29 protein-coding genes and 1 pseudogene are annotated in these 22469 nt (G+C 51.7%); 20 read left to right on the forward strand and 10 right to left on the reverse strand.

The features are described from left to right. Positions 1-66: 66 nt before the first annotated feature. Positions 67-516 (forward strand): annotated as a pseudogene (locus AC2FH6_RS18570) (IS6 family transposase); the annotation flags it as partial. 236 nt (positions 517-752) lie between these two features. Continuing rightward, entirely contained in the window at positions 753-914 is a 162-nt protein-coding gene (locus AC2FH6_RS18575) for a hypothetical protein (RefSeq protein ID WP_496703869.1), read from the forward strand. Between the two features lie 583 nt (positions 915-1497). Here the strand turns inward: AC2FH6_RS18575 and AC2FH6_RS18580 are convergent. Together AC2FH6_RS18580 and AC2FH6_RS18585 are read right to left on the reverse strand one after the other, a co-directional pair. Then, positions 1498-1794: an AzlD domain-containing protein gene (locus tag AC2FH6_RS18580; RefSeq protein ID WP_496703870.1), complete on the reverse strand. Its 297-nt coding sequence runs from the start codon at positions 1792-1794 to the stop codon at positions 1498-1500. Then, positions 1791-2471, reverse strand: a complete 681-nt coding sequence (locus AC2FH6_RS18585) for an AzlC family ABC transporter permease (RefSeq protein ID WP_496703871.1) — start codon at positions 2469-2471, stop codon at positions 1791-1793. Before AC2FH6_RS18585 ends, AC2FH6_RS18580 begins: the two co-directional genes overlap by 4 nt. 103 nt (positions 2472-2574) lie before the next feature. Here AC2FH6_RS18585 and AC2FH6_RS18590 point away from each other — a divergent pair, with 103 nt between their 5' ends. Continuing rightward, positions 2575-3027 (forward strand): Lrp/AsnC family transcriptional regulator, encoded by a 453-nt coding sequence (locus tag AC2FH6_RS18590; protein WP_496703872.1) that lies wholly within the window; start codon positions 2575-2577, stop codon positions 3025-3027. Positions 3028-3416: 389 nt separating this feature from the next. Here the strand turns inward: AC2FH6_RS18590 and AC2FH6_RS18595 are convergent, their stop codons facing one another. Continuing rightward, on the reverse strand, positions 3417-4244 hold the full coding sequence (locus AC2FH6_RS18595; RefSeq protein WP_496703873.1) for a formate/nitrite transporter family protein: 828 nt from the start codon (positions 4242-4244) through the stop codon (positions 3417-3419). 198 nt (positions 4245-4442) lie between these two features. On the opposite strand from AC2FH6_RS18595, the gene AC2FH6_RS18600 reads away from it, so the two are divergent. From AC2FH6_RS18600 to AC2FH6_RS18625, 6 genes are all read left to right on the forward strand, one after another. After that, entirely contained in the window at positions 4443-4859 is a 417-nt protein-coding gene (locus AC2FH6_RS18600) for a PRC-barrel domain-containing protein (RefSeq protein ID WP_496703874.1), read from the forward strand. Between the two features lie 162 nt (positions 4860-5021). Further along, positions 5022-5507 (forward strand): hypothetical protein, encoded by a 486-nt coding sequence (locus tag AC2FH6_RS18605; RefSeq protein WP_496703875.1) that lies wholly within the window; start codon positions 5022-5024, stop codon positions 5505-5507. Beyond that, entirely contained in the window at positions 5504-5899 is a 396-nt protein-coding gene (locus tag AC2FH6_RS18610) for a phage holin family protein (protein WP_496703876.1), read from the forward strand. The genes AC2FH6_RS18605 and AC2FH6_RS18610 overlap by 4 nt, the downstream gene beginning before the upstream one ends. After that, positions 5892-6677, forward strand: a complete 786-nt coding sequence (locus AC2FH6_RS18615) for a hypothetical protein (protein WP_496703877.1) — start codon at positions 5892-5894, stop codon at positions 6675-6677. Before AC2FH6_RS18610 ends, AC2FH6_RS18615 begins: the two co-directional genes overlap by 8 nt. Further along, positions 6628-7635, forward strand: a complete 1008-nt coding sequence (locus AC2FH6_RS18620) for a YihY/virulence factor BrkB family protein (RefSeq protein ID WP_496703878.1) — start codon at positions 6628-6630, stop codon at positions 7633-7635. Before AC2FH6_RS18615 ends, AC2FH6_RS18620 begins: the two co-directional genes overlap by 50 nt. A gap of 8 nt (positions 7636-7643) precedes the next feature. After that, complete coding sequence (locus AC2FH6_RS18625; protein ID WP_496703879.1) at positions 7644-8699, forward strand: AI-2E family transporter; 1056 nt, start codon at positions 7644-7646, stop codon at positions 8697-8699. 72 nt (positions 8700-8771) lie between these two features. On the opposite strand, the gene AC2FH6_RS18630 is transcribed toward AC2FH6_RS18625, so the two are convergent. From AC2FH6_RS18630 to AC2FH6_RS18645, 4 genes are all read right to left on the reverse strand, one after another. Further along, on the reverse strand, positions 8772-9656 hold the full coding sequence (locus tag AC2FH6_RS18630; protein WP_496703880.1) for a mechanosensitive ion channel family protein: 885 nt from the start codon (positions 9654-9656) through the stop codon (positions 8772-8774). 78 nt (positions 9657-9734) lie between these two features. Further along, the gene (locus AC2FH6_RS18635) at positions 9735-9917 is read right to left on the reverse strand and encodes a PLDc N-terminal domain-containing protein (protein WP_496703881.1); all 183 of its coding nucleotides are present in this window, start codon (positions 9915-9917) and stop codon (positions 9735-9737) included. Between the two features lie 198 nt (positions 9918-10115). Then, positions 10116-10874, reverse strand: coding sequence for a Crp/Fnr family transcriptional regulator (locus tag AC2FH6_RS18640; RefSeq protein ID WP_496703882.1), 759 nt, complete (start codon positions 10872-10874; stop codon positions 10116-10118). Positions 10875-10973: 99 nt separating this feature from the next. Continuing rightward, positions 10974-11237 carry a hypothetical protein gene (locus AC2FH6_RS18645; RefSeq protein ID WP_496703883.1) on the reverse strand — a complete coding sequence of 88 codons (264 nt, stop codon included), beginning with the start codon at positions 11235-11237 and terminating at the stop codon, positions 10974-10976. A 312-nt stretch (positions 11238-11549) separates the two neighbouring features. Between AC2FH6_RS18645 and AC2FH6_RS18650 the strand changes: the two genes are divergently transcribed. The 3 genes from AC2FH6_RS18650 (at position 11550) to AC2FH6_RS18660 (ending at position 14330) form a co-directional block, all read left to right on the forward strand. Further along, positions 11550-12134 carry a sigma-70 family RNA polymerase sigma factor gene (locus AC2FH6_RS18650; RefSeq protein WP_496703884.1) on the forward strand — a complete coding sequence of 195 codons (585 nt, stop codon included), beginning with the start codon at positions 11550-11552 and terminating at the stop codon, positions 12132-12134. Between the two features lie 80 nt (positions 12135-12214). After that, on the forward strand, positions 12215-12691 hold the full coding sequence (locus AC2FH6_RS18655) for an MgtC/SapB family protein (RefSeq protein ID WP_496703885.1): 477 nt from the start codon (positions 12215-12217) through the stop codon (positions 12689-12691). A 73-nt stretch (positions 12692-12764) separates the two neighbouring features. Then, complete coding sequence (locus AC2FH6_RS18660; protein ID WP_496703886.1) at positions 12765-14330, forward strand: phospholipase D-like domain-containing protein; 1566 nt, start codon at positions 12765-12767, stop codon at positions 14328-14330. Between the two features lie 197 nt (positions 14331-14527). Here AC2FH6_RS18660 and AC2FH6_RS18665 read toward each other — a convergent pair whose 3' ends face one another. Next, a complete protein-coding gene (locus AC2FH6_RS18665; protein WP_496703887.1) occupies positions 14528-14725 on the reverse strand; it encodes a CsbD family protein in 198 nt (65 codons plus the stop codon). A 324-nt stretch (positions 14726-15049) separates the two neighbouring features. Here AC2FH6_RS18665 and AC2FH6_RS18670 point away from each other — a divergent pair, with 324 nt between their 5' ends. After that, positions 15050-16432 (forward strand): mechanosensitive ion channel domain-containing protein, encoded by a 1383-nt coding sequence (locus AC2FH6_RS18670; protein ID WP_496703888.1) that lies wholly within the window; start codon positions 15050-15052, stop codon positions 16430-16432. 109 nt (positions 16433-16541) lie between these two features. On the opposite strand, the gene AC2FH6_RS18675 is transcribed toward AC2FH6_RS18670, so the two are convergent. Then, complete coding sequence (locus tag AC2FH6_RS18675) at positions 16542-16760, reverse strand: hypothetical protein (protein ID WP_496703889.1); 219 nt, start codon at positions 16758-16760, stop codon at positions 16542-16544. 221 nt (positions 16761-16981) lie between these two features. Here AC2FH6_RS18675 and AC2FH6_RS18680 point away from each other — a divergent pair, with 221 nt between their 5' ends. The 5 genes from AC2FH6_RS18680 (at position 16982) to AC2FH6_RS18700 (ending at position 20419) form a co-directional block, all read left to right on the forward strand. Then, complete coding sequence (locus AC2FH6_RS18680; protein WP_496703890.1) at positions 16982-17482, forward strand: Dps family protein; 501 nt, start codon at positions 16982-16984, stop codon at positions 17480-17482. Between the two features lie 52 nt (positions 17483-17534). Further along, complete coding sequence (locus AC2FH6_RS18685; protein WP_496703891.1) at positions 17535-17819, forward strand: sll1863 family stress response protein; 285 nt, start codon at positions 17535-17537, stop codon at positions 17817-17819. A 68-nt stretch (positions 17820-17887) separates the two neighbouring features. Then, positions 17888-18085: a CsbD family protein gene (locus AC2FH6_RS18690; RefSeq protein WP_496703892.1), complete on the forward strand. Its 198-nt coding sequence runs from the start codon at positions 17888-17890 to the stop codon at positions 18083-18085. A gap of 122 nt (positions 18086-18207) precedes the next feature. Further along, complete coding sequence (locus AC2FH6_RS18695) at positions 18208-19488, forward strand: DUF2254 domain-containing protein (protein WP_496703893.1); 1281 nt, start codon at positions 18208-18210, stop codon at positions 19486-19488. Positions 19489-19738: 250 nt separating this feature from the next. Further along, positions 19739-20419: an IS6 family transposase gene (locus tag AC2FH6_RS18700; protein ID WP_496703894.1), complete on the forward strand. Its 681-nt coding sequence runs from the start codon at positions 19739-19741 to the stop codon at positions 20417-20419. Positions 20420-20790: 371 nt separating this feature from the next. On the opposite strand, the gene AC2FH6_RS18705 is transcribed toward AC2FH6_RS18700, so the two are convergent. Next, a complete protein-coding gene (locus tag AC2FH6_RS18705; protein WP_496703895.1) occupies positions 20791-21339 on the reverse strand; it encodes a helix-turn-helix domain-containing protein in 549 nt (182 codons plus the stop codon). 88 nt (positions 21340-21427) lie between these two features. Here AC2FH6_RS18705 and AC2FH6_RS18710 point away from each other — a divergent pair, with 88 nt between their 5' ends. Both AC2FH6_RS18710 and AC2FH6_RS18715 read left to right on the forward strand, forming a co-directional pair. Then, the gene (locus AC2FH6_RS18710; protein ID WP_496703896.1) at positions 21428-22129 is read left to right on the forward strand and encodes an AzlC family ABC transporter permease; all 702 of its coding nucleotides are present in this window, start codon (positions 21428-21430) and stop codon (positions 22127-22129) included. After that, positions 22119-22418 (forward strand): AzlD family protein, encoded by a 300-nt coding sequence (locus AC2FH6_RS18715; RefSeq protein ID WP_496703897.1) that lies wholly within the window; start codon positions 22119-22121, stop codon positions 22416-22418. Before AC2FH6_RS18710 ends, AC2FH6_RS18715 begins: the two co-directional genes overlap by 11 nt. Positions 22419-22469: the final 51 nt, after the last annotated feature.

The following is a 22469-nucleotide window of genomic DNA, read 5'->3' on the forward strand; positions in this document are numbered from 1 at the left end:
CGGAAAGAACCTTGCAGGTGGTCGATACCGGACTAATCTCACCGAGAGCTGCTGCTCAATTAAAGAACGTATATCAAGGTGAAAGGTTCGTGGGTTTATCTCTATCGAGCGGTCGACAAATACGGCAAAACGCTCGATTTCATGCTGTGCCCACGTCGAAACAAACCTGCTGCGACAAAGTTCTTCGTCAGGATGCTAGAGGTCAACGGCCTTCCCAGAAAGATCGTCATCGACAAAAGTGGCGCCAATACTGCTGGCGTAAAGGCGATCAACAAGATGCTCAAAGGCTTTGGTTGTCCGATTCCAATCGAGATGGTGAGGCGGAAATACTTGAACAATATCGTTGAACAGGACCACCGTTTCATCAAGAGGCGCACGCGGCCGATGCTGGGGTTCAAGGCCTTTGCTTCAGCATCGGCGACGCTAGCAGGCATCGAGGTTTCGCACATGATCCGCAAGGGGCAATTCACACCCGGACTCTGCCCATTTCAGCAGTTCGCTGAGCTCGCAGCTTAACTCCCGAGCAATTGCTGAAACTGCTCGGCGGGCTCAAAGCTTTGCAACAGAACCTCCAGTAATCGCTGATTGCTCTCAATCGATCATCAGCAGTTTGGCAAGCCAAGATTGTCGATGACATTCGAGGCACAATCTATTTGTGTACTCTAACGAAAAAAATGTGACGGCCTGAAGGTCAATGGCGTAGTCTTCTTGCCTGTAGTGACCTCTGGATAATTCGGCTAACGGGGAACGAGATGAAAAAATTTGAATACCGAGATCTACTGATCAGAGAAGATAAAACTGCACAAAAGAGGTTTGCCCAACTTGGCAAAGCAGGCTGGGAATTGATCGGCATGGTGAGTGTTGAATTCGGCATCCGGTGTTTCTTCAAGCGTAAGCTGACACAAAATAAATAGATTTGTTCACAATGGTGTCAAAAAGCGAGGGCGAATTGGCGGCATTGTGGACTTAGGGCGCTTGTGATGAAGATATGTAACTGAACGGTATGATCAGTCCCAAGCGTTCAGCGCTTTAACGTTGCCATCGTTTCCTGCCTGATGTGTTTGCCTATGCGATTTGGCTCTATGTTCGATTTTAGCTTAGTCTGCACACGGTCTAAGATCCATGCCGTCGCTGTTGTGTTAATCGCGCCCCATAACCTGTGCTTCTTGCGACAGGCTGTGATCACGAACTCGTCTGAGTAACACTTATTGCGCAGCAGCGGCCTATCTCTGCGGATGCAAACTGCAAAGTGCTGACCAAAGCAATTGACCCACAGCCGAACTGCTTCCTGGCTAACGATCATACCCCTTGCTACAAACAAATCCTCGACGTCAGCTGAGCCCAACGCGAAGCGATAGTAAGCCCAATCCGCAATATTAAGGAGCTCAAGAAGATAGTGAAAAAGCTTCAAGCGCGGCATAATCGTAGAGATGTTCATATAGGCGGCATTGCTAGGTCACGCAACCTCGCGCTAATCAGACTTTCCAAATTAACCTGTTACATCCCAATCAGCATGAGACCTGCATAGACCATCACACCAACAGCCATCGTTGAAATGACATGGTTGGTCACGATTGCAGCGCCAAGCGCTGCACTCGCAGCAACCCAAGTCTGTACGGGCTGATCTGCCAATGATGCCGCGACCAGGCAGATGACAATCAAGCCAGGCAATTCATCTAGCACCCACGCTTGGCGTGAGGCTCGGATGCGCCCGCCGGCGATCAATCCGATAACACGAATGGAGAACGCGGCAAGGGCCAGAACGCCAATGACGGCCCAGTGTGCTCCGCTCATACCAGCACTTCTTTCGTCTGACGAAGGACAAACAAGACCACCAGCCCGGACATCGTCCCAGCAACGATGGCATAGGCTTTTGGCAAACCTAGCGCCACAATGGCGACGGTCGCGGCTGCTGCTACAATCCAAGGAAGCATTTGTGAGCGGCTGCGCCAGAGTCCTCGCGACATGGCGATGAAGGCCGCCGTGAACGCAAAGCCCAAGCCAAGCTTTTCGAGATTGGGCAGCACTGATCCAACCACAGCTCCGGTTGAGGTCGAAACTGCCCAGATACTGATCATAACAAAGCCAGACCCCAGCAGAAACGGAGCGCCAATGTCAGGGGATTTGGCGCGTTCTGTCATTGTCAGCGCCCAGTTTTCATCGCCTGTTATGTGGATCGCCAAGAGTTTGGTCCGCAACGACAACCCTTCCAGCACGTCTGACAGGCTTGCAACGATGCCGATGTAGCGCAAATTCAACGCCGCCCCTGCCAGTGCAGCACCCAGGACCGCTTGCGTCGAAGCAAATTGCTCCACGGCGACGATCTGCGAAGACCCGGCGTGGACCGTGGCGCTCATCAGCCCGACACTCCACCATGGGAAACCAACTTGCGCGGCGAGAAGACCAAAAGCGAAGCCATAAATAGCGGCTCCAAGAGCGAGAGGGAGAATTGCAATAGCACCATGTTTCATAACAGAAGAAATAGACTGTTGTCTTGATGCGGAATATACCGAAGAGGGATAAAAGTTGATGTGCTTGCATCGGATTACGACGAAAAACAGGATATTGATGATCATGGATGCTACAGATCGAAATCTGCTTGACCATCTACAGAGAAATTCGAAGATTTCCATTCAAGGCCTTGCAGACGTGACTGGCATTTCGACCGCCTCAGTCCAGCGACGGATACGGTCACTGCGTGAAGCACGTGTAATCAAGCGCGAGGTGGCGATTCTCGATCCTAAATCCATTGGAATAGCCATCACCGCCATCGTATCGGTTGAGCTGGAACGCGACCGCCTCGACCAGATCGATGCATTTAAGCGCAAAGCGCGCGAAGATCGTCAAGTGACCCATTTCTATTGTATCGCGGGCGACGCGGACTTTATCCTTGTTGTGATGGCAAAGGACATCGCAGGTTACGAGGCCTTCACACATCGTTTTTTCTTTGCCGACAAGAACGTCCGGAAATTCCGCACCTCTATCGTGGTCTCTACCGAAAAAGCGACCTCGGAGTTGCCTATCTGATAACGGTTTGCAGCGCGTAGGTGGTGAAGGCTCAGGCTGTCCGCTATGTCGACAAGGAGCGCGCGTTAAAGCGCTCTCCCAGTCATCATGCCGCTCCTCGTAGCCACGGTCGCTCCAATATGTATCATTGTTCGGGTTCAACTGGTCCGAATGAGTTTCATTCTCGTCCTGGCTGTGGTCGTTTCCGTTTTAGTGTCCCATGTGCTTTTCTTTCGATGTTTGGGTAGCTTCAACAAAGGGAAGCGAAGGATTTGTGAGAGTAGGAAACTGTGGATAATGAACAGCGGCCTGATTAGGTTCGCGTTCAGGCGCGGTATCGTCGTCGGGATGTTCATAGGCGCGACCCAACTGGTTGAATCAGCCTGAGTAACTTGGCAATACCGTTCAGTTTAATCCTCAATTTCGGCAATTACCTGACCCCATGCGAGCATTGTAAAGATAGCTGTTCCACCAACGATATTCCCGAACAAAACTGGAACGAAGAAACCGAAAACGGCCTGGGTTACAGATAGTTGCTTCTCAAACAGCATGTACCACATTTCCACCGAACCCGCGATCACGTGAGTGAAATCGCCGGCAGCGATCAGCCACGTAAACAGCACAATAACCACAACGTCGTTGCCCGGTTGGCCGGGCAACATCCAAACTATTGATGCGATGAGGATGCCTGCTGGTATTGCACGGGCAAACGCTTCTATCGGCGTAAAACTGGTTGCATGAGCGGATAGTTCAGCGACGTTAGCCAGAAGGTTCTCTGAAAAGGCCCCTGAAAACGCGATGAACCCGGCCGCCAAAGCTGCCCCGACAACATTTGCAGCGAGCACAATTCCCCAAAGGCGCAGAACACCTAACAAGCATGACAACGATCTTTGATTTACCAGAGGGAGAATTGTTGTGATGGTATTTTCGGTGAATAACTGCATGCGCCCCAGGATGACGAGTAGGAATCCAAAACTGTAGCCAAAATTCTCAATGAGTAAGCGCCATGACGTATTCGGCAGGTGTGTTCTTAAAATAGCTTCACCAAGCACTGAAAAGCTGATGAGTATACCGGCTGCTGTACCTGACCAAATCAGCGAGTTTGTCGGGCGCCCAAGTTCCTCATCGCCTTCGCGCCGTATGACTTCGTAGACCTGTCGTGAGCTCAGTGACGATGCTTCGCGAATTTCTTGTTCGTCGGTCACTTTTTGCCTCCAAGCTCTATCCCTTCTGTGCATTCTGCCTGCTCGTCTCCGTAACAATACATTCCACCTTCAGTGGCGCATACCTCAACTACCACAGTTAGAGCCGGCAAATCGACCGCGCGACTGTCAACGTCAAATGACCGAAATTGTTCAACTCTCAGTTGGAAACTTTGATTGAACCAAATGACAGTTCGCACGTTGACCACCGGACAAATCAAAAAAGGAAAGACCATGAATGTGATGAAATCAACGGTTATCTTGCTTGCTCTCGCAACGCCCCTGAGCGCCGAGACCACCTATGATCGTGCGGAGATGATCCGTACCCGGGACATTATGGGTGCTGCGGTTTACACAACCAATTCCGATGGCAGCACCGCTTGGGACATCAGCCAGGCTTTCGAGAAGGTTGACGATAGCTGGAACAATATTGGTGAAATCGAAGACGTGGTGTTGGACCGCGACGGACAAATGATCGGTGTCATCGCCGAGGTCGGGGGTTTCCTGGACATTGGCGATAAGCATGTGTTTATCGAGGTTGACGGCGTGAAATTGGTTCCCGTCGACGACAAGAATTTCAGCCTGGTAACTGGCTTGTCTAAGGACCAGCTGATGGAACGCAAAAACCTGGATGAAGGGTTCTGGGACTAATCCGATCTTGGGCCGCCCGCACGGTTGGGCGGCCCGAGTCTCCTGCCAGCGTACATCAACTGAAAAACAAGGCTCATACGATGCGAAACATCTTTTACATCATCGGCGTCGTCGTAGTTGTCCTCGTCATTATTCAAATCGTTCTTTGAAGAGGATCCTCCAATGACCAACAAAAAACGCACCAATGAAGGTAGAAGTAGCTTGTCCGATTCTAAACGCTCCACCCCAGCCAAAGAAACTGGAATCCCTGCGGACCGGGGTGTGAAAAAAACCCAGCAGGTCGCGGCAGACGCGGCTAAAACCGCAAAAGATGCTCTGTCATCCGGTGCGTCAGAACTGGCGGAGCAAACACGTGAAACTGCTGAACAAACTGCTGCAACGGTAGGCGACGCCGTCGACCGAGTCAGCCACAGCTTGCGCGAAGTGGCGACGTCCCTGGAAGACGGATCGATTCACGAGCGTACGTTTGGACAATTGGCCCAAGGGTTAGCCGATGTTTCAGATGCGATCCGTGACCAAGATATCAGGGAGTTGAGCACCAGTGTAAGCGGTTTTGCCCGTCGTAACCCACTGTTGTTTGCCGGCGCGGCGGCCCTGCTCGGCTATTCCCTTGCGCGGATGGTATCAAAGGATGGGGGCGAGTCATGAGCTCGCCGTCCGAGCCATCAACATCTGAGTTGGTCGGGCAGGCCTTGTCGCAGTCCAGTACTCTCATAAGGGAAGAAGTGCGTCTGGCGCGTGCCGAATTGGTGGAAAGCGCGAGCCAGGCCGCAGTTGCCGTCGGGCTACTGGTCGGTGCCATCGTTGTCAGTCTGGTGTCCCTGAATGTGCTGGCTGCTGCGCTTGTTGCAGCCCTGACGGAGCTGGGCATAGCCGGCGGTTGGGCCGCACTGATCGTGGGCGTTTTGTTCGCTGCTGTTGCTTACCTGATGGTTCAGAAGGGCGTCCATGATCTTAAAGTGTCGAACCTGGCACCCAAGCGAGCAATGGACAGTGTGAAGCGGGATGCAAAAGCCGTAAAGGACGTAGCAAATGAATGAAGATACCAGGACGCCAGATGAAATTCAGCAAGGCATCGATCGCGAACGGGAACAGCTGAGCGATACCCTCAGTTCACTGAACCACAACCTTTCTTTCGATGGAATCCGCGAGACTGTGTCAGGTCAATTGCGCGGTGTCAGTTCAGACATTCTGGATGACTTCGCGGGTACTGTGATCAAACGCGCCCGCGAAAAACCAATTGCAGCTGGTCTGGTATTGGCAGGGCTGACCTGGATGGCTATAGGTTCGCCCAATCGGCGCGACGCACGTCCGATCGCGCCAAAAGAACCCGAACCGCGACACGCGCAAGAGACATACAGGTACCAGTCTTCCTCAGAACTAAATCAAGCTCGGGCCTCACGTTCTCAAAGAGTGTTAACAGCAACCTCCAATCGGATTGAGAAGCTTTCAGCGGATGCCCAAACGCTGCGTGACCGTATCACGGAAGGCACCGAGAACCTGTCAGAGGAAGCACGTGATCGAGTAATTCAAGCGCGCACAACGGCGGTAGATGCAGCGGAAACAGCCATCGACACCTTACGGTCCGGTGCCAGAAAAACCAAACGCACTGTGCAAGATAACCCATTTGCGGTCGGCGGAATTGCCCTTGCGGTTGGTGCCGCAGTTGGTGGCGTGATTTTACTTCGCAAACAAGAAAACGAAGCGCGAGATGCAAGAAACAAGCTGTTTCGCGAAGCCGATCGCATCATGATAGAAGAAGCATCACATGGCACCGCCACCGATCATTCTGTTGGTGGCAGCCCCAGCTCTGAGTAATGGAGAAGGAACTGTGAAGCGAGGTCGTACCGCAGAAACGCCAGCACAAATCCCGATAACCGGCTGGATTGATATTGTGTGGCGCATCAAGAACCGACTTGTCGCCAACCGTATCAGTCTGGTGGCAGCAGGTGTCGCTTTTTATGGTCTTCTGGCGATTTTCCCGGCATTCGGAGCGATGCTTGCACTGGGTGGGTTGGCGTTCGATCCACAATCCATTCTTGAACAGATGACGGATTTTGATGGCCTCGTACCAGATGAGGTGCTCTCAATCATCACAAACCAGGCAACTGAAGTGTCCAGCGCAGCCGACAAGGGACTGACCTTGGCGGCGATATCCGGGATGCTTTTGTCCTTCTGGTCAGCCTCTCGCGGGATGGCAAACCTCGTGATGGGATTGAATCTGGTTTATAGTGAAGAGGAGAAACGCGGGTTCCTCATGCTGAACCTGCAATTGCTTTTGCTGACGATCATGCTGATCTTCGGCGTATTGATTGGTATTGCTTCGATTGTTGCTGTCCCTGCCGTCCTCTCAATCGTTGAATGGCCGTTGATCGGCGAATGGCTGGCGATCGTTTTTCGCTGGGTTGTCATGATTGTCGCGACGCTTGCCGGACTTGCCATAGTATATCGGTTCGGCCCCTCACGAAGTACGGCAGAATGGAGCTGGGTAACTCCCGGCGCCCTGGTTGCCTGCGTTGTGTGGATTATCGCTTCTGTTGCGTTTACCTATTATGTCGGTAACTTCGCGTCATACAACGAGAGCTTTGGCGCATTAGGCGGTGTAGTTATCATGATGATGTGGGTTTGGATCTCTGCTTTCGTCGTGCTGTTGGGAGGTGAGATCAATGCTGAGATGGAAGCACAAACCAAAGTTGACACAACAATCGGTCCAGACCAGCCTATGGGCGAACGCGGAGCTGTCAAGGCAGACACGTTAGGTGAGACGCGAGAGTAGAGGCCGGAATGAGAGCTGATGCGAATTGGGCCATAATTGGCATCTTTCTGTTTATGCTCATCCAGGCACTGGCGTGGTCAGCGGATTTTCTAACGCCGATCACGGCTGCCGTTCTCGGGTACCTGACAGTTGGTCCGTTTCAACGCCGCTTGTCTCGTATTGGCGTTCCCAGTGTTGTCACGGCCTTAATCGTGATCCTGATCGCAGCAGTGGGCCTAACTTACATCCTATTGACATTTGCCGAACCCACGGCCGATCTACTTGATGACCTTCCGCGGCTAATCCAGAATTTCTCGAACGAAGTTTCAGGGCGTGGAGGGGCAGTTGAAAAACTCAACGAAGCGGCTGCGGCCGCGCAAGAAGTGCTAACTCCAGAAGCAGATCCATCTGCGCTAGAAGTCAGAGTTGTCGCTTCGGGCAATTTCATCGCACAAATCATGGGACAAGCCCCGGCGATCGTGGGTCAGATAGTCTTTGCGATGATCTTGCTGTTTTTCTTGATCTCATCAGGCGACTTATTCATCACCAAAATCGTGGAGTGTTTCGGCAAGTTTGAAGACAAACGAAGTGCGATCTCAGTCGTCAAGTTGGTGGAAGAAAAGCTGGGCCACTATCTGGGCAGCATTGTTCTGATCAATGCCAGCCTCGGTATCACCGTTGCGATTGCGATGTATCTTTGGGGTTTGCCGAACCCGGAGATATTTGGCTTCGTCGCATTCGCGCTGAATTTTATTCCGTTTCTTGGCGCCATCGGAGGCGCGGCCTTTGCGGCTTTGGCAGCTTTTTCGGTTTTTGATGAATTGTGGTCGTCAATCGGCGTGTTTCTGACCTATATGGCTCTCACCAACATTGAAGGGCAATTCATTACGCCCAAATTGCTGTCAAACAGACTGAAACTGAACACGACGGTTGTTTTTGTCGCCGTCGCGTTTTTCGCGTGGATTTGGTCTGTAATCGGCATGATCATTGCTGTTCCGATCCTGATCGTTGCCAAGATAATTTTGGATGAGATTGAAGCCACAAAACGAGTGGGTGCCTTTCTTGGTGGTGCTGCGGACCCTTAGACTACGTCAAGGCAATGTTGATCAAAAGCGCCACGCAAAGGAAAGACACACCATGGCTAATGGTGGAGTGGATTAACTTCCGGCGTCAGTACCGCTGTCATTAGGTCGAACAACTAATTTCAACGGCTCCGCAAAGGTCAAAGTGCGATAAGGGTAGGGGATTTCAATTCCTGCATCGTCGAGCGCTGTCTTGATGGCAATTACGGCCTTGTCACGCGCGGCATGTTCATTGGGCGGGGCACTTTTCGTCCACCAGCGCACCAGAAAATCGATTGATGACGAATTGAACTCCTTCGCGAAAACCTGAGCTGGTCGATTGGAAACGGATTTACTGATCGTTCCGATGGCGTTTTCGATCACTTCCTTCGCGGCTGCTGCATCTTCGTGGTAGGCAACGCCAACTGTTAATGAAATCCGGCGCAACTCCTGATCTGTCAGTATTTTGACAGGGTTTTTAAAGAGATAGCTGTTTGGAACAATCAACAATTCGCCTGACCGCTTTCGCAAAAACGTGTCTCGGATCGAAATCTCCTCAACTTTGCCAGTAAGCCCCAAACAATCTATGTCGTCACCTATCCGCATTGGTTTACGCAGAAGTATTAGGAAGCCAGCGAGAAAATTCTCAAATATGTCCTTGAATGCCAACCCAATCGCAATGGAGCCAATGCCAAGACCCGCAACTAGTTTGGTTGGCGTCAAGCCGGGGAAAATGACCGTCGCGGCAATCAATATACCGGTGATCCAGATCATTAGCCGAATGACGGCTCCAATTGCTCTCAGCAAAGAGGGTCGCGCATTGGATCGGCTAAGGATTTTCCTCGCCGCCAATCTGGCAAATCGCGCCAGAACAAATGTCATGCCGATTATCAGCGCGGCGACCAGAAGATTTGGCGTCAATGCAATAAATGCCTGCGCAAAGGAGGTCAGCTGCTCGGTCAGGATTCTGATGGGTTCCACGATGGCTTCCGATCAAGCTAGTGTCACCTGCTGACACTGAACAAACGGGTCAAGGAACACGGCAACTGCGGCCAATGTTCAGGCGGCGGACCGCGGCCCGGCGAAAAACCAAATAATGAATCCCAAAACCGGCAGGACTATCACCAGTAGTGCCCAGATCACTTTTTGACCGGTCGTAGCCCCAGATCCGAAGATTGAAATTAGAGCCCAGATATCAAGCGCCAAGATGATAATCCCGCCAATACCGGTAAGTTCAAACATTGATTGGTCCACTTCTGTTGTGCTTTGCTCGCTCATCGCGATAAAGCGGCTGTTTCAGGTTCCTACTTAACGATCCGACGCCAGAAACAACTCTGGACGCCGGTCGCCAACGAGGTATTGAAGTAACGGACGAGCCGCATAAAGGTTCCAATCCAATCGCGTTTTCTCGACCAAGCCGTACTTCCACCGTATTTGTGGTTACGCAGTCGTCAGAACCTGCCCCGGTCGCCAGGCTTTGTGATCAGTTCTACGGGTAAACTGGAGATAGCCGTTTTCATAGCCAGCTTCGTGTTCCAACTGCACCCTGTCCACGACCCTCAATACCGCATTCCGAAACGATATCACCGCGTCACGCTCAAACGCTCGAAGAGTTTTGTTTGTATGCACGACTGAGATGCCAAGGATGTCGGCAAATTCCTCTTGTGACATTGGGATAAAGAACTGTTCAGGGTCGGTTATACCAATGATCTCCAATCTCGATATCAACTCACACAGCACATGGGCCGTCCTTACTCGTGCTGAACGGCGCCCAAGAGAGACAATGCGCTCTGCCAAAAGGCTTTCCTCGTGCGCATTCACCCAAAACAATGCCGCGGCCAGCATTGCGTTACGTGTCAACGCAGTTCCCAACCGATCAGCCGGCAAACGATAGGCAACGATGTCTGTTTTGCACCTTAGTTCGAAGTCAGACGTTGCGAACAGCAACGCATTCATAGCGACGAAATCACCCGGAAGTGCAACGTTCACAATCTGCCGTGCCCCGTTTTCTAGGTGACGCGACCGGACCACCCAACCCTTCTCCAGCAGAAAAATGTCTCCATAGTTTCCACCCTGAGAAACGATTACCGTGCCTGCATCAAACTCAACTAATTCGGTGCAAATCTCGGTGAACGTCGACTTAACGTCCTCGGTTACGTCGAAGAAACCTGAGATCTTGTTGAGCAGTATTTCGGTCAATTGGATAAGTCCCGCTTCTTGGCGTGCATCCACTACGAAATCCAGTTCATGGCCACAATTTGATCGTGTATTCTACATCGCATTGAAGCACGGACACCTTTACAGGTCCAGTCGCACGGAATTTCCTTCAATTCTCAGCTTGCTGAGAATACTTGCCGCCATCTGGTTTTCTGACGCGGAATGTGCCGCATGACGATGCTTATGAGCGGAAATGGCGGCATCGAAAGCCTCATCCACCTCGTCGGCCGATAGAGTACCACGTTCCTGCAACGTCAAGATAATAGCCTCAATCAATGACAGTGCAGCGATCCCATAAACAATTGAGGGATCGGCCGGTCCGTTTTCGCCTTCTGTGCGGCTCATTCCGTCTACCTCTCGTTTTTTCTCCGGAGACATGTATGACTGAAGAGCTTCATTCCGACAGCTGTTCATATTTCTGGGCCAACGGCGATCGTGCCATATGCGTAGTTATCCCTCGGACAAATGTGTCTATGTGAACGCGTTCCCAGTGGTTTTGTTCCACTCTCCGTCTCCAAGTGACCAGGGAATCAATTAGAGCGACTATGTAAAAGTTTAGGGATTCTGGATGAACAGTCGCGCGACGCTCGCAAGTAACTTGCAATTCTTGCGACGCGGCAACTGGGTTTTCAGGCCGCCTCGCATTCTGGGGGTCTGATGCCAGATGGAACTTTTACCGATATTGAAACATCTTCGAATGTTGGCGGCGTTGCCAAAGAGATTACCGACAAGGAGCGCTTTGATCGAGGCCTGTTAAAGTACCAAAAGAACTTAAAGGCATACGCCTGTAGCTTGACGCGTGATACTGAAGCCGCAGACGATCTGGTCCAGGAGACCATGCTGCGGGCCTTGGCAAATCGGGATAAATTCGATTGTGACACAAATCTGAGAGCGTGGTTGTTCACGATCCTGAAGAACCTGTTCCTAACAAAGATGAGGCGTGGTCAACGGGAAATCGAATTAACGGATGCGATGGCGAACGGACCGATGTTCTCTGTACAGGGCGCGCAGGAGGACACACTGCTTCTCAAAGAACTCATTCAAGGTATTGGCAAACTTCCCAGATCGCAGCAGCGTGCCGTCGTCCTGGTCGCCGCTTTTGGATATTCTATTGACGAGGTGTCTCGACACGAGAAATGCCCTTCAGGCACTGTCAAAAGCCGTGTGAATCGCGGGCGCAGCGCTTTGATTGGCCAATTCAAAACGGAAATTCCCGGTTGTTCCCGCGACGCAGATCGTTAATCCTGAGAGCCTACCAAAACTCTTGTCGCTAGCGCCCATGTGCTCGCTCGGTGCAAAACAAAATTCGAACAGGACATCGCGTGGAAGACGTATTCACATCCGGTTTTCGAAACATCGGTTTTCTGGATTATGGGATGCGTTTACTCTGTGCTTTGCTGACCGGTGGCCTTTTGGGCCTGGATCGGGAAATCCGCCATCGTAAGATCGGCGTAAGAACCTATATGCTTGTGTCGCTTGGGGCTGCCGGATTTTCCATGCTGACCATTGAGTTTGCCGCAATGTTGGCAGAGAGTGACATAAACTCAGATCCAACCCGCATTGTTCAGGGGCTAATAGGTGCCATCGGTTTCCTAGGGGCAGGCGCTATCATCCAAGGCGACAAAAACGTCGGCGGTATGGCCACTGCTGCCAGCCTTTGGGTGGCCGGTGCAGTTGGTATGGCATCTGGTCTTGGATTTTTTGTGCATGCCCTGACGATCTCAGCCTCTGCTGCGCTTGTCCTCGCAATGAGCCGTTTTATGAGCAATCGTGGTTCGGTCGATCGTCCCGATGAGTGATCTGGGAAATGCCCCTTTTCGACCTGTCGAAGAGTTTTGCCCTCTGATCACCGCTGAGCAAGGGTTCCCTGCAATGGAGCGGCTGGCGTTTAGGGCGCAGCGTCATCTATGGTTATCCTTTCGCGTATTTGACCCGACTACGCGCCTCAGGTTCGCTACTGATATAGGTAACACGTGGTTGGACCTACTGCAGAACCGGCTGGCTGCGGGAGTAAAGATCCGCGTTCTGCTGACTGATTTCGATCCTATTGTTGCACCTGATCTACATGAAGCCAGCGCGCGTTCGGCAGCTTTACTTGGGGGCTTGTCGGACAGTGGCGATTTGGAAACTATGGTCGTTCGTCACGACGCACGGGTTGGCAAAGGTCTTCGTTTTGGATTCTGGTTGCCTGCTGTGCGCGAGTTGGAGCAGCAACGCAGAGAATTGAACTCCTTACCGCTCGATGATCGTGCTGACATCTTTTCTCATCGACCGGGGATCTGGAGGTATTTGTGGCTGCGAGAGGACGGAAGAATTGCATGGCGTGCGTTCAAACTGCCACGTCTTTTTCCGGCAACGTTTCACCAGAAAATCGTCGTAGCCGACCATCAAAACGCAGTTATCGGAGGTCTCGACATTGACGAACGGCGGTATGACAGCCCCGCCCACGACCGTGAAGCAAGCGAGACTTGGCACGATGTAGCAGTTGATCTGACCGGCGGTGTTGTTGGTGACATTTCACGTCACATCGCCTCGTGCTGGAACGAAAACAGGCTTCGCATGCAGGCATTGTATCGTGAGCAATCTCGTCATGCCCCGCCAGAAGGAGTCATTTTGCCCTCGCAGATCAGCCCGCTGGAAATGGATGAAGTTCCTGACGTCCGTGTTGCATCGCAAGGATTTCGCCTTCTCCGGACGAAATCCGTCCAAAAAAGGCGGGTCGGCTTGCAGCTTTCTCCACGCAATGTTGTAGACGAGATCGAACAGGCCCACATAGCTGCCATCAGCTCATCGCAGAAAACGATTTATATCGAAACCCAATTCTTCCGCAGCCAGGCCATTGCTGATGCTCTGGTTCAAGTCTCTCAGAAGAACCCGACCGTTAATCTGGTCATGATCCTGCCCGCAGCTCCGGAGGAGATTGCGTTCGAGGAAAAATTCGGGTTGCCGGAGCGAATGGGTGAATACCTCCAATCTGAGTGTCTTGACGCTGTACATCGCGCATTTGGAGCACGGGCCGTGGTTTTAAGCCCGGTTCGAAAAGTCGCGAGCAAATCGACTTCCCGAGATCAATTGCACGGTTCGGAGATCATCTATGTTCATTCCAAGGTATTAATCATAGACGACGCAAGGTTTATCGTGGGATCGGCCAATCTGAACGGCCGCAGCATGAGGTGGGACACAGAAGCCGCCGTTGAATGCACAGATGCGCCAACGGTTCAAAAGCTCAGGCAGGCTGTTCTCAAGCATTGGCTGCCCAACGACCCAGATCCCAACTATTTTGATGTCGCAGAGATGGCCAGGCATTGGGGTTCTCTTGCGGATAGCAACGCGTGCCAGCTTCCGGGTCAGCGGGCGGGGTTCCTCGTCCCACATGATCCATCTCCGGCGAAACAGGCCGGCGCGCGGTTGCCAGGCGTTCCGGACGATCTGGTTTGAACGGCTTGGGCAGGATACGCGTGTCTAAGAAGACCCAGTGAACCGACAATAGCCGGAAATCTCTAAGAGCGAACAAGTCGCCGTGAATTGTCGGCCTTCAGCGCAGCAGGAGGTGCCATTCTACACCCCAGCCACGCTGCTCAAATAGCCGTTTCAAGGCCAAAGCTTCGCTCAAACCTCGCTGGTTACATTTTCCCTCACATTGAGGACAGAAAATCATCGACTTCCTTCTTCGCTTCTTCCTTTGTTTTTCCGTATTTCTCCTGGATTTTACCTTCCAGTGCGTTTCGATCGCCGTTCACTTGGTCGACTTCGTCATCTGTGAGTTCGCCCCACTTGGCTTGAACACTCCCTTTCAACTGCTTCCATTGCCCTTCGATTTGATCCCAGTTCATTTTTGATTCCTATCTATTGTTTGCTTCTGTCCAATGACAACAAGTACACCAGGGATAGGTTCCAAGCTAAATTCTGAGACCGGTACTATTGGCCAACTCCGAAAAAAGTAGCTCATTTGAGAGATGCTTCAGGAACGACCAATTTCTCATTCAAAGCAGTGGGTGCATCAAATCATTGAAAATACGGGTATGCGCAACAAAGACCAGTTTGGTAGAATTTACTGTGTCAAAAGGAACGTTTTTGAATATCGCACGTTATCAAGCGGAACATCCTGACTTAAACTGTGACGATTGGCAGAAACATCGCGGGAAACGACAAAGATCATGGCTGTGAACAAAAAACCAAGACTCAATATCGCCTTGCTCGTCATAGGTTTTTTGTTCTTATTGTGTGTACCTTCGATAGTTGTTTCACAAGCAACCGCTCCCGTGGGCGAGGAAGTCCCAACAGCGCCAGAACAGCCTGTCGAAATTGACCCAACTGCTTCAGACATAGCGATCAAAAAACGCATCGAGAATATCCTGAATGCCGCTGGTTGGTTTACAGGAGCATCCGTGCGTGTTGATGAAGGTGTGGTTTTTCTTGACGGTCAGTCTGGATCAGATGCGCATCGCACATGGGCACGCGATTTGGCGCAAAAAACCTCTGGTGTGGTTGCTGTAGTCAACCGCATCACGATAGACGAAAGACCGGTTTGGACGCTCACCCCTGCGTTCAATGAAATGAAATCTATCATTAAGAAAGCTGTCTCGGTATTACCATTGATGTTGCTTGCAATACTGGTGCTGCCTCTGGCCTGGTATGTGGCGTCGCTTCTCTCAAAACTGGCGCGCTGGTTGCTCAAGGACCGTATCCGATCTCCTTTCCTGAGACAGGTTGTTGCGCGCGCGATTGCCTTTCCGGTTTTTCTTTTGGGTCTTTACATTGTTCTACAGGTCGCAGGCTTGACGCAGCTTGCATTGTCCTTGGTGGGTGGCGCCGGTGTGATCGGTATCGTTATCGGTTTTGCTTTTCGCGATATCGCGGAAAACTTCCTCTCCAGCCTTATCCTGAGTGTGCGCCGCCCGTTTCAGCGCGGTGATTTCATCACCGTGGCTGGCCTCAGCGGAACGGTAAAAAGCATGACCACACGCAGTACGCTGCTGACATCGGTAGAAGGCAACGAAATTCATATCCCTAACTCGACTGTCTTTAAGAATGTGATCGTGAATTTCAGCTCATCACCTGATCGTCGTGGTGAGTTTGTAGTTGGCATTGGATATGATGCAGGTATAGCGGACGCTCAGTCGATCATTCTGGAGACCTTAAATGCTCATAGTGCTGTGCTCAGGGATCCCGAACCAATGGTTCTTGTAGATGAACTGGGTGCTTCAACTGTGAACATCAGAACGTACTACTGGTTCGATGGTCACACTATTTCTCCAATAAAACTGAAATCGTCCCTGTTGCGCGCGGTGAAGTCGGCGCTCACAGTGGAAGGTATCTCAATGCCAGATGAAGCGCGTGAAGTCATCTTTCCCGAAGGTGTGCGCGTGCTGGATGGCTCTTCAGACAATCTTAAGGACTCAATTGTTGCTCCAGAACCTGCCTCGCGCACACCAGAACCTGCTTCCAGTGAAGCTGAAGGAGATCTGTTAAGCGATCCTCCCGTGGACAATAGCACATCGGTGCAAAACAACGAGGATGATTTGCTAGGTAGTAAGTGACCCAGTGATCGTTGGCGCTGAGTGCGTGACGGGCTGAGCGAGACTTTTAGCTTAGCAACTTTATTTTAGGAGAGGCTTTGATCTGTCCCATCCACGCAGAGGGTGAATTTCATTCGTCTACGACACGAAAATCGCCGGATGGCGCATCTGTAGGTGGTTCTTCAAATTCATTTGTGATCAGACCGCGGCGAATGAGTTCGCGAATGGCAGCAGCTCTTGATGGCAAACGGTTCTCGAACCTCCAGTCATCAATTGCCTTGAGCTCGTCGAGATCCAACATCAGCTGGAGTTTTTCGGTTCGTTTGGGCGGTCGGCTTTGGTCAGACAATGGGTTGGTCCCTATCACTTACGTCACTTACTCCAATCATGTATGCCACTGCACCTCCATGTCTACAATAACATAGGCAGGCAAGGTGGGACACAGCGGATCATCAACACAAGGAATGACCCTATTGTGGGTTACATACGTACCTTAACAATATGATTTTATTTGATTTTTTGTAATTCATTCCTATAATTAACCATGTACGAAGTCGTGAAGGAGAGAAAATGACACACCAAGTCCTGAAACCCGAAGCGCAAGATGAAACTCACGACACAGGTATCGACAAGAATGCGTGGATCTCCAATGCGGTGACCGAAGTCTTGTCAGACAGCATGGTTTTGATGGTTAAGACGCAAGGCTGCCATTGGAATGTCGTGGGTCCTTTGTTCCTGCCAATCCATGAACTGACTGAGCGGCAATATCGCGACCTGTTCGAGTCAATCGATGATCTTGCTGAGCGTATCCGTGCTCTGGGTCACGTGGCACCAATTTCATTTACGGACATGATCAGCCAAGCCACTCTGGTCGAGGAAGAGTCGATCAAAGACGCTGACGGCATGATAAAGCAATTGATCGCCGACAATGAAAAGATTGCCCGCAAACTGCGCGAGACCGCGACACTCGCATCGCGCCACGGCGACGGTGCGACCGAAGATCTGATGAACACACGAATGGCCAAACATGAAAAGGCCGTTTGGATGCTCAAAGCTATCGTCGCGGCCTGACAAGTAGCTCTCGAATGCGGGAGTTCACCGAGCCGGAAAGAAAGGAGGACAAATGACACGCGTGGGGTATGAAAAGAAGGCAAAATTGCAACTGGACGCCTGGAACGCTCAAATTGATCTGTTTGAGGCGAAGTTAAACGTGGCCGAAGCGGATGCTAAAAAGGAGTATGAGGAGCACCTCAAAACCTTGTACTCCGCCAAAGCTGACGCAGAGGCGAAGTTGCGTGAGCTAAAGGCCGCCAGTGATGAAGCCTGGGAAGATATGCGAGAGGGCTATGAAGCGGCTTGGGAAGATATGCAGGCAACGATCAAGAAAGCTGCCAGCCGCTTCACCTGAACAACTGCGCGAGGTCACACCAAACCCGGCGTTTTTAACAGCACTGAATCAAAAGAAAGGAAATTGCTATGAACTGGGATCAAATCCAGGGTCAATGGAAACAACTCAAAGGAAGCGTTAAAGCCAAATGGGCCGACCTGACAGATGAAGATTTAGAGTCGATCGAGGGTGATGGTGAAAGACTGGTTGGCATACTTCAGGAAAAATACGGCAAATCGAAAGAAGACGCGAAAAAAGAAGTCGACGAGTTTCTTTCGTCTGTGTGAGTTCTCTCCCACCAGTTGGAAAATCGACCAAACCCGTGTGGGTAACCTGCGTACAGAAATGGTTGCAACCAAACAAGGAGCGGCTTCAGTAGAGAGCTGCATGAAGCAAAAGGGGGACGGTCTTGCGGACACCAAGAGAACTTCTGAGGTATTTTCGTGGTTTCCTAACAATCCCCGCGGCCATCAGTTTGTCAGGACTAGTGGTGGCGTGGGTAGTGTTTTACGCAGAACAGGTGATCGTAGAAGCGGGTTGGTCATTGCCCTCGATTCTCGTTGTTCCTCAGCGCACTGCAAGCGACGTACTGGGTGCAATTTCGGCAGCTTCCATGTCAGCACTTGTCATGGTCTATTCGATTGTTCTGTTGGTCTACACATTGGCGGCAGGATCCATTGGCCCCAGACTCTTACAGCGTTTCGGTGAGGATCGGGTAAATCAGGTTGCGGTTGGTTCTCTCGGGGCCACATTTCTATACAGCCTTTTGACTATGTGGTTGATCCGTGACAACGCTTCAATCAGTTTGGCGGCCGGCGTTGGCATGCTTTACTCAGTAATTTCAGTCCTGTTGTTGTTGTTATTTGTTCACACGGTTTCGACGCGAGTCACAATTGATCAGGAGGCCGCACGAATTTCCGAAGCCCTGGATTGCCAGATCGACGCAGCGATAGAAGAAAGCGCTGATTTGCATTCGTCTAATGTGGTCCCATGGGAGGGAGCGGAACACCAAATTCAATCTTCGGGCACGGGCTACGTCAATTCGATCAATACCCGAGAACTGATAAAAACGGCGCAGGATGCAAACTGCGTTGTTGTTTTTGACGTTCAGCCTGGCGATTTCTTAATTCCTACTGATATTCTGGCCAATGTGCACGGCGATTCAGAGGAAGACCTTAACGCTATTGTGCAAGCGGCGGCTCCACTCATTCCAGCCCGAGATCCGAATGGTGATATTCGGTTTTCCGTGCATCTTCTTGTAGAGATTGCACTTCGGGCTTTGTCGCCTGGCGTCAATGATACATTCACGGCAATTGTGTGCGTTGACCGGTTATCCGCTTCACTGGCACGGGCCTGGTCGTCTAACCTTTGCGCCGGCGTGTATCGCGACGACGCTGGCGCCATTCGAGTGGTATATCCATCCATCACCGCAAAATCGTTGTTTCATGACTCCATTCCGCCGCTTCGACGGGCCGCTCGTGGGAACGGGCTTGTCACTAATGCTCTCATCAGGGCGATGACGCGTTTGGCACAAACAGCGTTGGAAGAAGACCTCAAGGCCATCAGCGATGAATTGGCGGCGATTGGCGACGAAACCCGCCAAAGCGACATGTTGGAAAGTGAGGTCGACAAGTTCTGTTCAGATATCGAAACGGTTATTGCGCGGATCAAAGATAAGGGGGGGGGGTAACTCCAATCATAGTACCAAAATCACAATGCAAGAGAAAAGGCCCGAAAGCGAATTGTCCACGACGTGCGGCATGTATTTTGAGCCATCATGGGCAAAGTTATAGCCCGAAAATGGCAGCGGGAAATACTCGGCTGGGTCGCAAAGCTGGTAAACGCTGTGTTAAACGGTTCTGTTGCAAACTTTTGACCATTGGAGCTGGTCAGGTTAGGCGGTGGCTGGCCAACCGTATTCACCAGTTGAAAGCCAGCTCATGATCTCCTTCAAAGGCGTACAATATCCGAAGGATGTTATCCTCTTTGCGGTGTTCTTCTACGTTCGATACGGCGTCTCGTACCGTGATCTGGAAGAAATCATGGCCGAGCGTGGCGTTTCGGTTGACCACACCACGCTGAACCGTTGGGTGACACGATACTCCGGCGCCATTGCCGACGCCGCGCGCAGACGGAAGGGATCGTGTGACCGATCCTGGCGAATGGATGAAACTTATATCAAGGTGAAGGGCGCGTGGGTTTATCTCTATCGAGCGGTCGACAAATACGGTAAAACGCTTGATTTCATGCTTTCCCCACGCCGAAACAAACCTGCTGCGACAAAGTTCTTCGCCAGGATGCTAGAGGTCAACGGCCTTCCCAGAAAGATCGTCATCGACAAAAGTGGTGCCAATACTGCTGGCGTAAAGGCGATCAACAAGATGCTCAAAGGCTTTGGCTGTCCGATTCCAATCGAGATGGTGAGGCGGAAATACTTGAACAATATCGTTGAACAGGACCACCGTTTCATCAAGAGGCGCACGCGACCGATGCTGGGGTTCAAGGCCTTTGCTTCAGCATCGGCGACGCTAGCAGGCATCGAGGTTTCGCACATGATCCGCAAGGGGCAATTCACACCCGGACTCTGCCCATTTCAGCAGTTCGCTGAGCTCGCAGCCTGACTCCCGAGCAATTGTTGAAACTGCTCGGCGGGCTCAAAACTTTGCAACAGAACCAAGCGGGTGGTCGTTAAAGATGGTGCGGGGCGTGTTATGCGCCCCGCGTTAATGACTAGGATGCTCTACGGAGAAGCACGAGAGCCTGTGAGGGAAAATTAGAACAAAATATCTGCTTTGCGGGTCTTGCCCTAGCAACGGGAGAACTCGCTGGGTGGTAGATTAAGGCCGTCCTCATCGCCGCGATCTGAGCCCTCCAATAAGATGCCGCGGTTGCTCCGATGGCGGCAACGAGCCCTTCTTGACTGATGCTGCGGGGATGATGAACGTCTGATAAAGTAGCATTTCGTTCGTCGGCATTAGGCGCTCAGTCATTCTCAGTCTCGCGTTTCCATCACAACGATCATTTGGGTATTAGGCATCAAGGCTTCGTAAACATGGGTCCGGTCGGCAGGATAACGGTAGTAATCCCCGACGTTCAGAATCTCTTCGGCCCCAAGCGGTCCAACTCTGGCTTGACCGACACAGAGGACAGCATGTTCAAAGGTTCCAGCGGGGTGCGGGGCCGAGCGACGGGCGGTGTCTGGTTCGAGTTCCACGCGGTAAAGGTCGCGACGCCTACCCGAGGAACAATTTGCCAACAGCGTTGTCTGATAACTTGCATGATCTGATCTTACGGTATCGCCTTCACCAGCTCGTATAAGGCTGACATCAGGCATACTGACCTCAAATAAAGTAGAAAAAGTGACCTCTAACGCGGCGGCAATGGCCCAGAGAGTTTCAATGCTTGGATTTCCCTTGCCAGATTCTAACTGTGACAGAGTAGATTTAGCCAACCCTGCTTTGGCCGCCAATGCCGAAAGGCTAAGCCCCTTGCGATTGCGTTCCCTTTGAATTGCGTTGGCAATTAGATCATTTGGGGTCATATTTTATCACCATAAAGAACAGTTGTATCTTTTGTCGAACAGTCATAGGTTCGTCATAGTGAACAATGTTCGACATAAAAGGTCAATCATGTCTGAATTATCTACATCAATCATGTCTAAAATGGCATTGGGGGCGCGGGGTATGTTGCCTATGGCTCTGGCAGCCGCGACCTATGGTGCAGCCTTTGGCCTGTTGGCATCGCAATCAGGGTTTTCACTCGCGCAATCCCTCAGCATGAGCGCATTCGTATTTGGCGGATCGGCGCAGTTGATTGCATTGGATCAGCTGATGGCTGGTGCCGGTGTCACAGCAGCGATTCTTGCGGGTGCCGCGCTGAACATGCGCATCCTGCTTATTACAGCCAGCATGCAGAATGCTCTGATCAACCGTCCATGGTGGCAGATTATGGCCGGCGTATATTTTGCCACAGATGCCTCCGTGGCTCTGATGCAAACCGCCAAGAGCCGTGGCGCACTTGCAAGCTATTGGTATCTCGTTGGCGGGGGAGCGTTCCTGCTGATGACTTGGATTGCAGCAACTGGCATCGGTGCGTTGCTGTCTCAAGGCATACCTGATCCCACCCGGTTCGGATTGGATTTTGCAATCATTGCAGTTTTTGTTGCCTTGTTGCCTGACCTTTGGCGCGGGCGCAGCGATTTATTGCCTTGGGCCGTGGCCGCAAGTCCGGTCATTATCTGTACGCTGCTGTTTCCCGAACAAGCCAGTTGGGCATTGATTTTGGGGGCTATTTTAGGCGCAATCACGGCAGGAATAGCCCATGACCACTGAGATTTGGTTAACCATTCTGGGCCTTGCGGCCGCCAGCTATGCCATTCGCCTTGGTGGCTGTCTGCTAGCACTGCGCTTGCCGCATGAGGGCGGTTGGGCGCGCGGTATGGAGGCGCTGCCGGGTTGCCTGATTATCGCGCTAGTGGCGCTGATGATGATAAATGGTGGAGCTATCGAATGGGCAGCAGGGGCGACCGCATTTCTTGTTGCCGCAAAAACCCGCAATCTACCCATTTCCATGCTGGTGGGCATGGTGACTGTGGCAACTCTGCGTACTCTGGTGCTGTGACGCCAAGGTACATTGAGACATACACATGTTGGCCAGTTGATTAACCCGCAA

Source organism: Ruegeria sp. CDSC045, assembly GCF_059610725.1.